The 14,459-nt window shown below is 70.7% G+C and carries 11 protein-coding genes; 10 read left to right on the forward strand and 1 reads right to left on the reverse strand.

What is annotated here, in order from left to right; all coding sequences use genetic code 11:
- Positions 1–308 precede the first annotated feature (308 nt).
- Complete coding sequence (gene ppdK / locus EG812_RS23655) at positions 309–3,017, forward strand: pyruvate, phosphate dikinase (RefSeq protein ID WP_013735354.1); 2,709 nt, start codon at positions 309–311, stop codon at positions 3,015–3,017.
- Between the two features lie 44 nt (positions 3,018–3,061).
- On the opposite strand, the gene EG812_RS23660 is transcribed toward ppdK, so the two are convergent.
- Positions 3,062–3,565 (reverse strand): roadblock/LC7 domain-containing protein, encoded by a 504-nt coding sequence (locus EG812_RS23660; RefSeq protein ID WP_126712788.1) that lies wholly within the window; start codon positions 3,563–3,565, stop codon positions 3,062–3,064.
- 290 nt (positions 3,566–3,855) lie between these two features.
- On the opposite strand from EG812_RS23660, the gene EG812_RS23665 reads away from it, so the two are divergent.
- The 9 genes from EG812_RS23665 to EG812_RS23705 all read left to right on the forward strand — a co-directional run bounded on the left by EG812_RS23665 (position 3,856) and on the right by EG812_RS23705 (position 14,419).
- Positions 3,856–4,209: a VOC family protein gene (locus tag EG812_RS23665; RefSeq protein WP_013735352.1), complete on the forward strand. Its 354-nt coding sequence runs from the start codon at positions 3,856–3,858 to the stop codon at positions 4,207–4,209.
- On the forward strand, positions 4,199–5,422 hold the full coding sequence (locus EG812_RS23670) for a deoxyguanosinetriphosphate triphosphohydrolase (protein WP_126712789.1): 1,224 nt from the start codon (positions 4,199–4,201) through the stop codon (positions 5,420–5,422). The genes EG812_RS23665 and EG812_RS23670 overlap by 11 nt, the downstream gene beginning before the upstream one ends.
- A gap of 91 nt (positions 5,423–5,513) precedes the next feature.
- Entirely contained in the window at positions 5,514–6,356 is an 843-nt protein-coding gene (locus tag EG812_RS23675; protein WP_126712790.1) for a siderophore-interacting protein, read from the forward strand.
- Between the two features lie 105 nt (positions 6,357–6,461).
- Positions 6,462–8,324, forward strand: coding sequence for a DNA primase (gene dnaG / locus EG812_RS23680; RefSeq protein ID WP_013735349.1), 1,863 nt, complete (start codon positions 6,462–6,464; stop codon positions 8,322–8,324).
- A 2-nt stretch (positions 8,325–8,326) separates the two neighbouring features.
- Positions 8,327–8,863 carry a hypothetical protein gene (locus EG812_RS23685; RefSeq protein ID WP_043725461.1) on the forward strand — a complete coding sequence of 179 codons (537 nt, stop codon included), beginning with the start codon at positions 8,327–8,329 and terminating at the stop codon, positions 8,861–8,863.
- 185 nt (positions 8,864–9,048) lie between these two features.
- Complete coding sequence (locus EG812_RS23690) at positions 9,049–10,011, forward strand: hypothetical protein (protein ID WP_233579601.1); 963 nt, start codon at positions 9,049–9,051, stop codon at positions 10,009–10,011.
- A gap of 505 nt (positions 10,012–10,516) precedes the next feature.
- Positions 10,517–11,695, forward strand: coding sequence for an ROK family protein (locus EG812_RS23695; RefSeq protein WP_013735346.1), 1,179 nt, complete (start codon positions 10,517–10,519; stop codon positions 11,693–11,695).
- A gap of 49 nt (positions 11,696–11,744) precedes the next feature.
- Positions 11,745–13,313 (forward strand): sugar ABC transporter ATP-binding protein, encoded by a 1,569-nt coding sequence (locus tag EG812_RS23700; RefSeq protein ID WP_013735345.1) that lies wholly within the window; start codon positions 11,745–11,747, stop codon positions 13,311–13,313.
- Positions 13,310–14,419: an ABC transporter permease gene (locus EG812_RS23705; RefSeq protein ID WP_013735344.1), complete on the forward strand. Its 1,110-nt coding sequence runs from the start codon at positions 13,310–13,312 to the stop codon at positions 14,417–14,419. Before EG812_RS23700 ends, EG812_RS23705 begins: the two co-directional genes overlap by 4 nt.
- Positions 14,420–14,459: the final 40 nt, after the last annotated feature.

Raw genomic sequence — 14,459 nt, forward strand, 5'->3', positions numbered from 1 at the left:
AGGGCTCCGGGGGGTGTATTCGCGGCAGGGGTGGCAATGGTGCGAGGTGTGGTCACAATGCGTGTCGTCAAGAGTACGGCGAGGCCGCCCAATGCGTATTCGTGCGTATGGAAACGTTCCCAGAAACCGCGACGATCGCGGACAGTCGTGATTGCTGTGCCTATTGTCACCGAATGGCCCCGAGCCACTCGTTGTTCGCTTAACCTTCGCCCACCGATCGGCACAACTCCCTGGATTGCCAGCGAGTACTTCCGGGGTAGAAAACTGAACCTTCGTTAAGTGTCAGTCCGGGCGCGTGGGAGGCTCTGGTGGCAGCGCAGGAAACGGTCGAGCACAAGTACGTCTACGACTTCGCCGAAGGCAACAAGGATCTCAAGGACCTGCTCGGCGGCAAGGGTGCCAACCTGGCCGAGATGACAAACCTCGGTCTGCCGGTTCCGCCCGGCTTCACCATCACCACCGAGGCGTGCCAGGCGTACCTGGCCAGCGGGGAGCAGCCCGCCGGGCTGGCCGACCAGATCGCCGCGCACCTGGCCGCCCTGGAGCAGGGCATGGGTCGACGCCTCGGTGACCCGGACGACCCGCTGCTGGTCTCGGTACGGTCCGGGGCGAAGTTCTCCATGCCCGGAATGATGGAAACCGTCCTCAACGTGGGGCTCAACGACCGCAGCGTGGTCGGGCTGGCCGCGCAGGCCAACGGCAACCAGCGGTTCGCCTGGGACTCGTACCGGCGACTGATCCAGATGTTCGGCAAGACCGTCTGCGAGGTGCCGGGCGAGGAGTTCGAACACGCGATCGACGAGGCCAAGCGGGCCAAGGGCAGCACCGACGACCTGGACCTGGACGCGGACGACCTGCGTGCGCTCGTCGACACGTACAAGAAGATCTTCAGTAAGCACACCGGGCGGGAGTTCCCGCAGGACCCCCGTGAGCAGCTCGACCTGGCCATCGGTGCGGTGTTCGACTCGTGGAACGCCGAGCGGGCGGTGATCTACCGTCGGCAGGAGCGGATCCCGGCCGACCTCGGCACCGCGGTCAACGTGGTGGCCATGGTCTTCGGCAACCTCGGCCCGGATTCGGGCACCGGCGTCGCCTTCACCCGCGACCCGGCCAGCGGCGCGCAGGGCATCTACGGCGACTACCTGGCCAACGCCCAGGGCGAGGACGTGGTCGCCGGCATCCGCAACACCGTGCCGTTGCAGGAGTTGGAGCGGATCAACAAGGCCGCCTACGACGAACTGCTCGACTACATGGCCCGGCTGGAGCGACACTACAAGGACCTCTGCGACATCGAGTTCACCATCGAACGCGGCAAGCTGTGGATGCTGCAGACCCGGGTCGGCAAACGCACCGCCGCCGCCGCGTTCGTCATCGCCGGCCAACTGGTCGACGAGGGCCTGATCGACCTCGACGAGGCGCTGCACCGGGTCAACGGCGCCCAACTCGCCCAGCTGATGTTCCCGCGCTTCCAGCTCGACCACGGCTTCGAGGCGGTCGCCACCGGCATCGGCGCCTCGCCGGGCGCGGCGGTCGGCAAGGTGGTCTTCACCTCGGCCCGCGCCGTCGAGCTGGCCGGTCAGGGCGAGGACGTCATCCTGGTCCGGCGGGAGACCAACCCGGACGACCTGAACGGCATGATCGCGTCCAGGGGCATCCTCACCTCACGGGGCGGCAAGACCAGCCACGCCGCCGTGGTGGCCCGGGGGATGGGCAAGACCTGTGTCTCCGGCGCCGACGCGCTCGACATCGACGTGCCGAAGCGGCGGTTCACCGTGGCCGGGCAGACGGTCACCGAGGGCGACGTGGTCTCCATCGACGGCACCACCGGCAAGGTCTACCTGGGCGAGGTGCCGGCCACCCCGTCGGAGGTGGTGCAGTACTTCGAGGGGGAACTCGACCCGGAGGCCACCGACGACGCGCTGGTCAGGGCCGTACACCGGATCATGTCGCACGCCGATGCCACGCGGCGACTCACGGTACGCACCAACGCCGACACGGCCGCCGATGCGGCGCGGGCGCGGCGCTTCGGCGCCCAGGGCATCGGCCTGTGCCGCACCGAGCACATGTTCCTCGGCGACCGGCGGGAACTGGTCGAGCGGTTGATCCTGGCCCGCGACGCCAACGAGCGGGACGAGTCGCTCGCCGCGCTGCTGCCGTTGCAGCGGGCCGACTTCGTGGAGATCTTCCGGGCGATGGACGGGCAACCGGTCACCGTCCGGTTGATCGACCCGCCGCTGCACGAGTTCCTGCCCCCGCTGGAACAGCTCGCCGTCGACGTGGCGGTGGCCCAGGAACGCGGCGAGGACGTGGCCAAGGAGGAGGCGCTGCTGGCCGCCGTACGCCGGATGCACGAGGAGAATCCGATGCTGGGGCTGCGCGGCGTACGCCTCGGTCTGGTCATCCCCGGCCTGTTCGCGATGCAGGTCCGGGCGATCACCGAGGCCGCCGTGGAGTGCACCCGCCAGGGTGTGCGCGCCTGCCCGGAGATCATGGTTCCGCTGGTCGGCGCGGTGCAGGAACTGGAGACGGTACGCACCGAGGCCGAAAAGATCATCGCCGAGGTGGTCGGCGGCAGCGACGTCGAGGTGCTGATCGGCACGATGATCGAGGTGCCCCGGGCGGCGTTGACCGCCGGGCAGATCGCCGAGGCGGCCGAGTTCTTCTCCTTCGGCACCAACGACCTGACCCAGATGGGCTGGGGCTTCTCCCGCGACGACGTGGAGGGTGCCTTCTTCTGGCGCTACCTGGAACTGGGCATCTTCGGCATCTCGCCGTTCGAGTCGATCGACGCCGACGGCATCGGCCGGCTGGTGCGGATCGCGGCCGAGGAGGGTCGGGCCGCTCGCCCCGGCCTCAAGCTGGGCGTGTGCGGCGAGCACGGCGGTGACCCCGACTCGGTGCACTTCTTCCACTCCGTCGGGCTCGACTACGTCTCCTGCTCGCCGTTCCGGGTGCCGGTGGCCCGGCTGGAGGCGGGCCGGGCGGCCGTGGTCACGGCGGGCTCGGACAGTCGCTGAACTGATCGGGTCGGCGGGCGATCGTCCGCCGACCCGGCCGGTGCTCAGATCGGTGGCCGCCGCCAGGTGATGTGCGGGTCCCGACGGGGACGTGGGCCGGGCAGGCTGGCCATCGGGGTGCGTACGGCCAGCGGGGTGCGCCCGTCGGTCTGCAGCGGCGGCATCGGCGTCGATCGGCGGCAGGCGGCAAGCGTCGGCCCGGCCCGATGCACCATCGCCAGCGCCTCCTCGCGCAGCGCCACCAGGTCGGCGCCGGGGGCGGTGACCACGGTCAACAGGACATCCCCGCCGGCCGGATAGGTGATCACACAACCGGCTGCGGTGTGCACCACGGACTCGTGGAACGGGCCCTGCCGGACCGTTGCCGCCATCCGGTTGCCGACGCCGAAGTTCGCGGCGGCCAGGGCTGCCAGGTAGGTGGCGTCCGTCGTGGGCAGGTCGCTGGAAATCAACAGGCCGTCCGTGCCGGCGAGCACCGCGCCGGTGACCTCGGGTCGGCGTCGGCGCAGCGCCTGCAACTCGGTGCCCATCATCGTTTCCGCGTTCACGAGCGTGTCTCTCCCACCGGTCGTGTCTCCGCCTCAACAGGTGACGTTCCGCGTTGGCGACGCTACCCGTGGGCGTCGATAAACGCGATCCCGTGACCGTCGGCAATCGGACGACAACTCTAGTCTGATCGGAGGATGTGAACTCGTCGGCCTCAGTTCGTCGTCGCGCCGTCCGGCGCGGTCGGGCGTAACCTGATGCTCGCCGGAGGACCGTCGTCGCAAAGGGGTGGCCGGATGAGTGTGCGTACCGGGCTGTCGGGTCCTGCCGGTGACCGACCGGAGGTGTCGGCATGACCGTCGTCTGGGCGAGCCTGACCATCGACGCCCGCGATCCGGCCCGGTTGGCCCGCTGGTGGGCCGAGGCGCTCGGCTACCAGGTGATCACCGAGCAGCCCGACGAGGTGGAGATCCGGCAGTCCGTCGACCGGCTGCCCGGCATCGTCTTCGTACCGGTCACCGGTGCCAAGGAGAGCAAGAACCGGCTCCACCTCGACCTGCGCCCGGCCGACCGGGAGGCCGAGGTGGAACGGCTCGTCGACATGGGTGCCCGGCACGTCGACGTGGGCCAGGACGGTACCGACTGGACGGTGCTCGCCGACCCGGAGGGCAACGAGTTCTGCATACTCGCACCGCGTGACGACTGACGCGCAGCGGCGGGTGACGGAGCCGGTCAAGGACGCCGGGGGAGGCCGTTCGCCGTACGAGCGGGACCGGGCCCGGGTGCTGCACTCGGCGGCGTTCCGCCGGCTCGCCGCGAAGACCCAGGTGCACACGGCCGGCACGGACGACTTCCTGCGTACCCGGCTGACCCACTCGCTGGAGGTGGCCCAGATCGCCCGGGAGATGGGCGCGCGGCTGGGCTGTGATCCGGACGTCGTGGACACCGCCGGGTTGGCGCACGACCTGGGACACCCGCCGTTCGGACACAACGGCGAGGCCGCCCTGGACACGGTGGCCGCCGCCTGCGGCGGCTTCGAGGGCAACGCGCAGACGCTGCGGGTGCTGACCCGTCTGGAAGCCAAGGTGTACGACGCCGACGGCACCTCGGTCGGGCTCAACCTCACCCGCGCCTGCCTCGACGCGGTCAGCAAGTACCCCTGGCCACGCCGGCCGGGCCGACGCAAGTTCGGGGTGTACGCCGACGACCGGCCGGTCTTCGACTGGCTGCGGCGCGGCGCGCCGCCCGGCGAGCGGCGTTGCCTGGAGGCGCAGGTGATGGACTGGGCCGACGACGTCGCGTACTCGGTGCACGACGTGGAGGACGGCATCCACGGCGGATACCTCACGCTGGGGTTGCTGCTCGCCGACGCCGACGAGCGGGCCGCGCTCTGCGCCGACGTGGCCGCCACCTACTCCGCCGAGCCACCCGACTACCTCGGCCAGGTGTTGATGGAGGTGCTGGCCGACCCGCTGCTCGCTCCGCTGGCCGGCTACGACGGCAGCCACCGCGCCCAGGCCGCGCTCAAGGCCACGACAAGCGTGCTCACCGGCCGCTTCGTGGCCGACGCGGTCGCCGCCACCACCGCCCGGTTCGGTCCCGGCCCGCACCGTCGCTACGCGGCCGACCTCGTGGTGCCCCGTTCCCTGCGGGCCCGGTGCGCCCTGCTCAAGGGCATCGCCCTGCGCTACGTCATGCGTCGCCCCGGGGCGCAGGGGCGCTACCAGCGGCAACGGGAGATCATCACCGACCTGGTACGGGTGCTGACCGATCGGGCCCCCGAGGCCCTCGACCCGGTGTTCGCCCCGCTGTGGCATGCCGCCCCGGACGACGCCGGCCGACTGCGGGTGGTGATCGACCAGGTGGCCTCCCTCACCGACCCGGCCGCCCTGGCCTGGCACGCCCGCCTGATCGACTGACGCCGCCCGGCTGCCGCTCTCGCCTGGCCCGCCGGCATGACCGACTGATGCCGCCCGGCCGGGGGGCGGTGGGTGAGGTTAGCCTAACCAGATGACGGAGCGCCCGAAGACAGTCACCGCCACCCGCGTGGTCCGCACCGAACGACCCACCGCGCACGTGGTCCGATTGGTGTTCGGCGGGCCCGAGCTGATCGGCCTGCCGGTGGGCGAGTTCACCGACCACTACATCAAGTTCGTCTTCCCGGTGCCGGGGGTCGACTACCCGCGCCCGATGGAACTTGCCGCGATCAAGCGGGAACTGCCCCGCGAGCAGTGGCCCCGGCTGCGGGCGTACACCGTGCGGGACTGGGACGCCGCGACCGGGCAGATGACCGTCGACGTGGTGTACCACGGTGACGCCGGCCTCGCCGGGCCCTGGGCCGCCGCCTTGCGACCCGGCGACGAGGTGTTGTTCACCGGCCCCGGTGGGGCGTACGCGCCGAGCCCGGACGCCGACTGGCACCTGCTGGTCGGCGACGAGAGCGCCCTGCCGGCGATCGCCGCGTCCCTGGCCCGGCTGCCGGTGGGCGCGCCCGCGCACGTCTTCGTCGAGGTCGACGGCCCGGCCGACGAGCAGCCGCTGCCCAGCCCCGGCACGGTGCAGCTGACCTGGCTGCACCGCGGCGGAGGCCCGGTCGGTGCGGCCCTGGTCTCCGCCGTCCGTGAGCTGGAGTTCCCGCCCGGCACGGTGCACGCCTTCGTCCACGGCGAGGCAAGCTTCGTCCGCGAGCTGCGCCGCCTGCTGCGGGTCGAGCGGGCCGTGCCCCGCGAGGCCCTGTCCATTTCCGGCTACTGGCGTAAGGGCTTCGACGACGAGGGCTGGCGCGCCACCAAACCCGACTGGAACCGCCAGGTCGAAGCCGACGAACAACCCCAACCGCTCCCCGCCCGGTGATCACGAGGCCGACGGCGGCCAGGTAGTGCCAGCCACCTCATGGCCAACCCGGGAATCGGGGGCAGGGGTGGGCAGGGGAGGATGTGAGCAGAAGGGGGTGGGGGTGTGGCGGGGCGGATTCGGGACGAGGACATCGCGCTGGTTCGGGAGCGGGCCTCCATCGCTGAGGTGATCTCCGACACGGTGACCTTGAAGTCGGCGGGTGCGGGCAACCTGAAGGGGTTGTGTCCGTTCCACGACGAGAAGAGTCCGTCGTTCAACGTCTCGCCCGCTCGTAACGTCTGGTACTGCTTCGGCTGCGGTGCCGGTGGCGACGCCATCAAGTTCCTGATGGACGCCGAGCATCTGAGCTTCGTCGAGGCGGTGGAGCGGCTCGCCGCCCGGGTCGGCCTGCAACTGCGGTACGTGGAGGACGACCGGTCCACCCCCCGCCGGGAGCGACCGCAGCAGGGCCAGCGGCAGCGGCTGGTCGCCGCGCACGCCGCCGCGGCGGAGTTCTACACCGCCCAGCTCACCACTGCCGGCGCGCGTGCCGCCCGGGAGTTCCTGGCCCAGCGCGGCTTCGACCGGGCCGCCGCCGAACGGTACGGCTGCGGATTCGCCCCCGAGGGCTGGGACCCGCTCACTCGACACCTGCGCCAGCGCGGGTTCAGTCACGACGAACTGGTCACCGCCGGGCTGTCCCGACCGGCCCGCTCGGGCAGCCTGATCGACCGGTTCCGGCGTCGGCTGCTCTGGCCGATCCGCGACCTGACCGGCGACGTGATCGGCTTCGGTGCCCGCAAGCTGTTCGACGATGACGACGGCCCGAAGTACCTCAACACCCCCGAGACGCCGATCTACAAGAAGTCGCAGGTGCTCTACGGCATCGACCAGGCCAAACGGGAGATCGCCAAGCAGGGCCGGGTGGTGGTGGTCGAGGGCTACACCGACGTGATGGCCTGCCACCTGGCCGGCGTACCGACCGCGGTGGCGACCTGCGGCACCGCCTTCGGCGGCGACCACATCGGCGTACTGCGCCGGCTGCTGCTGGACACCGACGCCGTGGCAGGGGAGATCATCTTCACCTTCGACGGGGACGCCGCCGGGCAGAAGGCAGCGCTGCGCGCCTTCGAGGACGATCAGCGCTTCGTCGGGCGTACCTTCATCGCGGTCAGCCCCGACAACATGGACCCGTGCGAGCTGCGCCTGGCAAAGGGCGACCTGGCCGTCCGTGACCTGGTCGCGCGCCGCGAGCCGCTCGTCGACTTCGCGCTGCGCCACGTGATCAGCCGGTTCGACCTGGACACCGTCGACGGGCGGGTCGAGGCGATGCGTCGGGCCGCGCCGCTCGTCGCCAAGCTCAAGGACCAGGAAAAACGCCCCGAGTACGTACGCAAGCTCGCCGGTGACCTCGGCATGGAGATCGAGCCGGTGCAGCGGGCCGTGCTGGCCGCCGCCTCCGGACGACCGATGGACACCCCGGCGCGTCCGGCGCGCAGCGAGCCGAGCGTGGACAGTCCGCAGTCGATGGTCGAGCGGGAGGCGCTCAAACTGGCCCTCCAGGAGCCGGTGCTGGCCGGGCCGATGTTCGACGCGGTCGAGGCGACCGACTACCGGCACCCGGTGCACGTGGTGGTGCGTACCGCCATCGCCGAGGCCGGTGGCGCCGCCTCCGCGACCGCCGGTGCGGTCTGGGTCGAGGCGGTACGCGACGCCTGCGAGGACCTCGCGGCCCAGGCCCTGGTCGGCGAGTTGGCGGTCGAGCCGCTGCGGATCGACGGCGAGCCCGACCCGCGGTACGTCTCGATCACCATGGCCCGCCTGCAATGGGGATCGGTCACCGCCCGGATCCGGGACCTCAAGTCGCGGATCCAGCGGATCAACCCGGTCAGCAACAAGGACGAGTACTTCGCCACCTTCGGTGAGCTGCTCTCGTTGGAGCAGCACGCCCGGGCCCTGCGCGAGCAGGCAGCGGGAGGATTGTGATGATCAAGTTGTTCCGTCGCCGACCCAAGCTGCCGCCCGCCGCCCGGCCACCCCTGGAACGCGACGAGCGGGTGCTGGCCTGGGCCGCTGTCGGCAACGGCGAAGGCGACGGGGTGGTCGTCGCCAGCAACCTCGGGCTGTGGCTGCCCGGCCGTGGCCACCGGATCGGCTGGCACGACATCGTCAAAGCGGTCTGGTCGGGCCGGGAACTGACCGTCACTGTCGGTGAGCAGGTCGCCGAGCGGGACGGCTATCTCGTCATCGCCGACCGCCCGGCGGAACGCTACCTGCTGCTCGACCCGGGCGAGCTGCCGCACCAGGTCCGCGCCCGGGTCACCAAGTCGGTGGCGTACACCCAGCATCACGCCCTGCCCGGCGGTTCCGGCCGGATCGTCGGTCGGCGGGTACCCGGCGTCGACGGTCTGACCTGGATGGTCCACTACGACGTCGGCACGCCTGTGGACGACGAGGCCGTGATCGCCGAAACCGACCAGCTGGTCGCAGCGGCCCGCGTAGCCACCACCCCCGAGGGCCTCTGACCCCCGCCCCTCCTGCTCGCACCGTTCTTTCGCGCCGCGCCTCACGCGCCGGGATTGCGTCGACTCGATCTGGGATTGAGTGGCTATGCCGCGGAGGGAAACCACTCGATCTCAGATCGAGCGTGGGAACGACAAGTGTCCAAGATCTGGTGGAGAGATGGTGATCGGGCGGCCACGGTAGGCGGGTGATCGTTCCTGACGAGCGGGCGGGAGTGCTGGAGCGGCTCGTGGCCGAGCAGGCCGGGGTGCTCACCGTCGCGCAGGCCCGTACTGTGCTCGGCGAGCGGGCCGTGCGAGGGCTGGTGCGTTCCGGGCGGTGGCGTTCGATCAGTCGGGGCCTGCTGCTGGCCGGCAGCGGGCGACTGACCAGGGAACAGCAGTTGTGGGTGGCGGTCCTCGCGGCGGGGTCGGGTGCGGTCCTCGCGGGTGCCACGGCGGCCATCGAGGCCGGGGTACGCGGGCTGCGGATCGAACCCGTGCATGTGCTCGTGCCGTCGGCCCGTCGACCGGGTCGTCGGAGCCTGCGGGGGATGCCGATCGACATGGCGGCCGTGGCGGTGCATCGGACGACGGTGTTGCCCGCCGCGCACCTTGAGGTGGGGCGTCCACCTCGGACCATCGTCGCTCGAGCGCTTGTCGATGCGGCCGGGTGGGCGTCGTCTGCTCGGCAGGCGCAGGAGATCGTCGCGGGTGGGTGCCAGCAGGGGCGGGTGTCGCCGGAGGAGTTGGCGGCGGTGCTCGAGGTGTTGCCTCGGGCGCCTCGGCGGCAGGTGATCCGCCAGAGCATCGACGAGCTGGCTCAGGCGTACGGTCGGATCGAGTTCGTCAGGTGCTGCCGTCGGGCGGGGCTGCCGGAGCCCGAACTGTCGTCACGGCGTACCGACGGGTCCGGACGGGCCGGCTGGTGGGACGCGTACTGGCGGGCGTGGCGGGTGCACGTGGAAATCGACGGTACGCATCAAGGAGACGTACGCGATTGGGTGGACGTCCGCAATCAGGTGGCGGACCTGGAGCATCAGAACGACATCTCGACCACCGGCGACCGCGTCCTGCAATTTCCGGCCTGGCTGGTGCGGACCCACCCGGATCAGGTAGCCGACACCGTAAGACGTGCTCTGCTCGCCGGCGGCTGGGGGCCTGACGAGTGAATCCTGCGGCCGAACCACGATCGCAGACATTGTCGATCATCGTTGTACGTGCCCCTGTCCGTCGTTGGGGAAAGCCAATTTGCTCGGCGTCGATTCAGGCTCATTGAATGCGACGACGGTTGTTCGGGCCGGCTGTGGGGGAGGTGAACCGGCGGCGGCCGAGCATCGGAGAGTCGTCGGGCGCCGCGTGGTGACGCTCCGTGAACGTTTTTGTGGAGCGCGGCGGGTGTGAAGCCGGGAGCGCGGGCCTCCGTCGGGGTGTCGAGAGGATCTCCATCGAAGCCCATCATGATCGCGAACGGTGCGCGGGAGATGACTCTTCGGAGCCCTATTGACCTGGGGAAAGGCAATCGGTCCGTACCGGCGGTAGCTTTTGCTTGATCCAACAAAAGTTGGCACCGATTCTCTCTAAGGTCTGGACACCGCGCATCGAAGGCTCCTACTGTGTCGGGCACTACACGTCGGTATTTCATCGATGTGAACGAGCCTGGTGGAGAGGTGAGCCGTGCACACCGCCGACCCCCTGCACGTACGGTTGCTGCGGTTGCTCCGTGACGAGGGCGCGCTGTCGCGCGCCGAGCTCGCCGACCGGCTGGAGATGCCTCGCCCCCGACTGCTCACCGAGCTGGAACGGTTGGTCAGCCTCGGGTTCGTCGCCGAGGCCGGCAAGGCCGCCTCCCGCGGTGGACGTCGCTCCACCCTTGTCGAACTCAGCCCGCACCTGCGGTTCGCCGCCGTCGACCTCGGTGCCAGCTCCATCGACGTCGAGGTGGTGAACGGCCGCCTCGAACCGGTCGCCGCGTACGCGGAGTCGGCCGACATCCGGTCCGGGCCCAAAGCCATTCTCCAGCGGGTCAGCGAGTTGCTGCACAAGGCCCGGGTGGACGGTGCCTACGACCGGCTCGACGCGGTCGGCATCGGGGTGCCCGGCCCGGTCAGCTTCCGCGACGGCGTGCCGGTGTCCCCACCGATCATGCCCGGCTGGGACCGCTTCCCCGTCCGGGAACTGCTCACCCGCGAGCACGGCTGCCCGGCCGTGGTCGACAACGACGTCAACATCATGGCGATCGGCGAGCGGCACGGCGGCGTCGCCCACTCCGTCGACGACTTCCTGTTCGTCAAGATCGGCACCGGCATCGGGTGCGGCATCTACCTCAGCGGCGATGTCTACCGGGGCACCGACGGCTGCGCCGGGGACATCGGCCACATCCAGGTCGACCCGCATGGGCCGATCTGCTCCTGCGGCAACGCCGGCTGCCTGGAGGCGCTGTTCAGCGGGGCCGCGCTGGCCAAGGACGCCACCGCCGCGGCGCGTACCGGCGCCTCGCCCGCGCTGGCCGAGCGGCTGGCCGCCAACGGCACGGTCACCGCCCTGGACGTCGCCGCCGGTGCGGTCGAGGGCGACGTGACCTGCATCCAGCTCATCCGCGAGGGCGGTCGGCGGGTGGGCAGCGTCCTCGCCGGGCTGGTCAGCTTCACCAACCCGTCGATGATCGTGATCGGTGGTGGACTCGCCCAGCTCGGGCACGTGCTGCTCGCCGAGATCCGCAGCGTGGTCTACCGCCGCTCGCTGCCGCTGGCCACCGGCAACCTCCCGGTGGTGCTCTCCGAACTGGGCTCGCGCGCCGGCGTCGCCGGTGCCGCCGTGCTCGCCAGCGACCTGGCCTTCGGGGAGGCGACGTGAACCACCGCCAGACAACGGACCGAGGCCCGAAGTGGAGTGGAGAGCCGGCATGAGCGAAACCGGACGTCCCCTGGTCGAGGCACCCGCCGACGCCGTCGCCGGTGAGGTGGTGCTGCGGCTGTCCGACGTGGTGAAGACCTTCCCCGGCGTACGCGCCCTGGACGGGGTGCAGTTGGAGGTCCGCGCGGGCGAGGTGCACTGCCTGCTCGGGCAGAACGGCGCCGGCAAGTCCACCCTGATCAAGGTGCTCGCCGGGGTGCACCGGCCCGACTCGGGGCTGGTCGAGTGGCGGGGTCAGCCGGTCAGCTTCGCCAACCCGCAGGCCGCCATGCGCGCCGGCATCGCCACCATCTACCAGGAACTCGACCTGGTCGAGGACCTGTCGGTGGCCGAGAACGCCTTCCTCGGCCACGAGCCGCGCAGCCTGGGCTTCATCCGCCGGGGCCACATGGCCCGCCGTACCCGGCAGATCCTCGGTCGCCTCGGGCACGCCGAGATCCCGCCCGGGCGGATGGTCCGGGCGCTGCCGGCGGCCGGCAAGCAGGTGGTCAGCATGGCCCGCGCGCTCTCCCACGAGGCCCGACTGATCATCATGGACGAGCCGAGCGCGGTGCTCGCCCACGACGAGGTCGAGAACCTGTTCCGGATCATCCGTGAGCTGACCGCACAGGGCATCGCGGTCATCTACATCTCCCACCGGTTGGAGGAGATCCGCGAGATCGGCGACCGGGTCACCGTCCTCAAGGACGGCCGGACCACCGCGGCGAACCTGCCGGCCCGCGACACCCCGACCCGCGACCTGGTCTCCCGGATGACCGGCCGCACCATCGAGTACGTCTTCCCGGAGCCCTCCGCCGACACCACGGTCGGCGAGAAGCTGCTCGAAGTCGACGGGCTGACCCGATCCGGCGAGTTCGCCGACGTCTCGCTCACCGTCGCGGCCGGCGAGATCGTCGGCATCGCCGGGCTGGTCGGCTCCGGCCGCTCCGAGGTGCTGGAGACCATCTACGGCGCCCGTCGCGCCGAGTCGGGCACCGTGCGGATGGCCGGCAAGGCGCTGCGGCCCGGCAGTGTCGGTGCGGCCGTACGGGCCGGTCTGGGCATGGCCCCGGAGGAGCGCAAGAGCCAGGCTCTGCTGCTCGGCGAGCCGATCTACCGCAACGTCACGCTTGCCACCTTCGCCCGCTACGCCCGGCTCGGCTTCACCGACATCGGCAAGGAGCGGGCCGAGGCCGACCGGATCGCCGAGAGCCTGGAGATGCGGCCGCGCGACGTGAACCGGCCGGTACGCACGCTCTCCGGTGGCAACCAGCAGAAGGTGGTGGTCGGACGCTGGCTGCTCGGCGGCACCCGGCTGCTGCTGCTTGACGAACCCACCCGGGGCGTCGACGTGGGCGCCCGAGCCGAGCTGTACCAGGTGATCCGGGAACTCGCCGCGCAGGGCGTCGGGGTGCTGCTGGTCTCCAGCGAGGTGCCCGAGGTGCTCGGCCTGGCCGACCGGGTGCTGGTGATGCGGGAGGGGCGGGTCGTGCGTACCGCTCCCGCCGCCGAACTCGACGAATCCACCGTCCTCGACCTCGTGATGTCGGGGTCCCTGATGGAAGGCGCAGCGGCATGACCGATAGTCCGCCCACGACCAAGCTGCCGGCGCAGTCGCCGCCGGTAGACCCGGCCGAGACGGAGGTGGCTGGGCACAAGGCATCGGCCGGTACCGCTCGACTGTCCTGGTGGCACGGCGACGGCGGTGACGGGGCACGGCGCAACCTGGCCCTGATCGGGGTGCTGCTGATCCTGTTCGTGATCGGCGCGGCGACCCGCTCGGACCTCTACTCCAACCCGGACTGGGTCTGGGCGAACATGCTCAGCATCCTCAAGCTCGCCTCGGTGGTCGGGGTGGTCACCGTCGGGATGACCTTCGTCATCATCGGCGGCGGCATCGACCTCTCCGTCGGCGCGATCGTCGCGCTCGCCGGGGTCTGGTGCACCACTGTGGCCACGCAGAGCTTCGGCGCCGCCGGCATGATCTTCACCGCGATCGTCGTCGGGATGGCGGTCGGCCTGGTCAACGGCACCCTCATCGCGTACGGGCGACTGGTGCCGTTCATCGCCACGCTGGCCATGCTGGTGGCGGCCCGAGGGCTGGCCGCCGAGATCTCCGACAAGCAGACCCAGATCTCGCAGAACAGCACCATCAACGGCATCGCCAGCAACAGCCTGCTCGGCATCCCGCTGCTGGTCTACATCCTGGCCGCGGTGGTCATCGCCGGTTGGGTGCTGCTCAACCGCACCACCTTCGGCCGGCGTACGGTCGCCGTCGGTGGCAACCCGGAGGCCGCCCGGCTGGCCGGTATCAACGTCAAGCTGCACACCCTGCTGCTCTACGTGCTGTCGGGACTGTGCTGCGGCATCGCCGCCATCATGCTCACCGCCCAGGCCACCTCGGCCCAGGCGGCGATGGCGAACCTCTACGAGTTGGACGCGATCGCTGCCGTGATCATCGGTGGCACGCTGCTCAGCGGCGGGCGGGGCACCATCGTCGGCTCCCTGCTCGGTGTGATCATCTTCGCCACCATCACCAACCTCTTCGCCATCAACGGCCTCTCCACCGAGGCCCAGAACATGGTCAAGGGCGGCATCATCGTCGCCGCCGTCCTGATCCAGCAGGTCCAGTTCGGCAGCCTGTCCCAGTTCTTCCGTCGCAACAACCGGCTGACCACCAGCTGAACACCGATTCACCCAGATCACCGGCGCGCATCGACGGTGG

Origin of the sequence: Verrucosispora sp. FIM060022 (assembly GCF_003977705.1) — a bacterium.
In the GTDB taxonomy this organism is placed as follows: domain Bacteria; phylum Actinomycetota; class Actinomycetes; order Mycobacteriales; family Micromonosporaceae; genus Micromonospora; species Micromonospora gifhornensis.

Coding starts and splice junctions, on each gene's coding strand:
- EG812_RS23675 (WP_126712790.1), top strand. CDS start 5,514: ATGACGGAGCGCCCGAAGACAGTCACCGCCACCCGCGTGGTCCGCACC.
- EG812_RS23705 (WP_013735344.1), top strand. CDS start 13,310: ATGACCGATAGTCCGCCCACGACCAAGCTGCCGGCGCAGTCGCCGCCG.
- EG812_RS23700 (WP_013735345.1), top strand. CDS start 11,745: ATGAGCGAAACCGGACGTCCCCTGGTCGAGGCACCCGCCGACGCCGTC.
- EG812_RS23665 (WP_013735352.1), top strand. CDS start 3,856: ATGACCGTCGTCTGGGCGAGCCTGACCATCGACGCCCGCGATCCGGCC.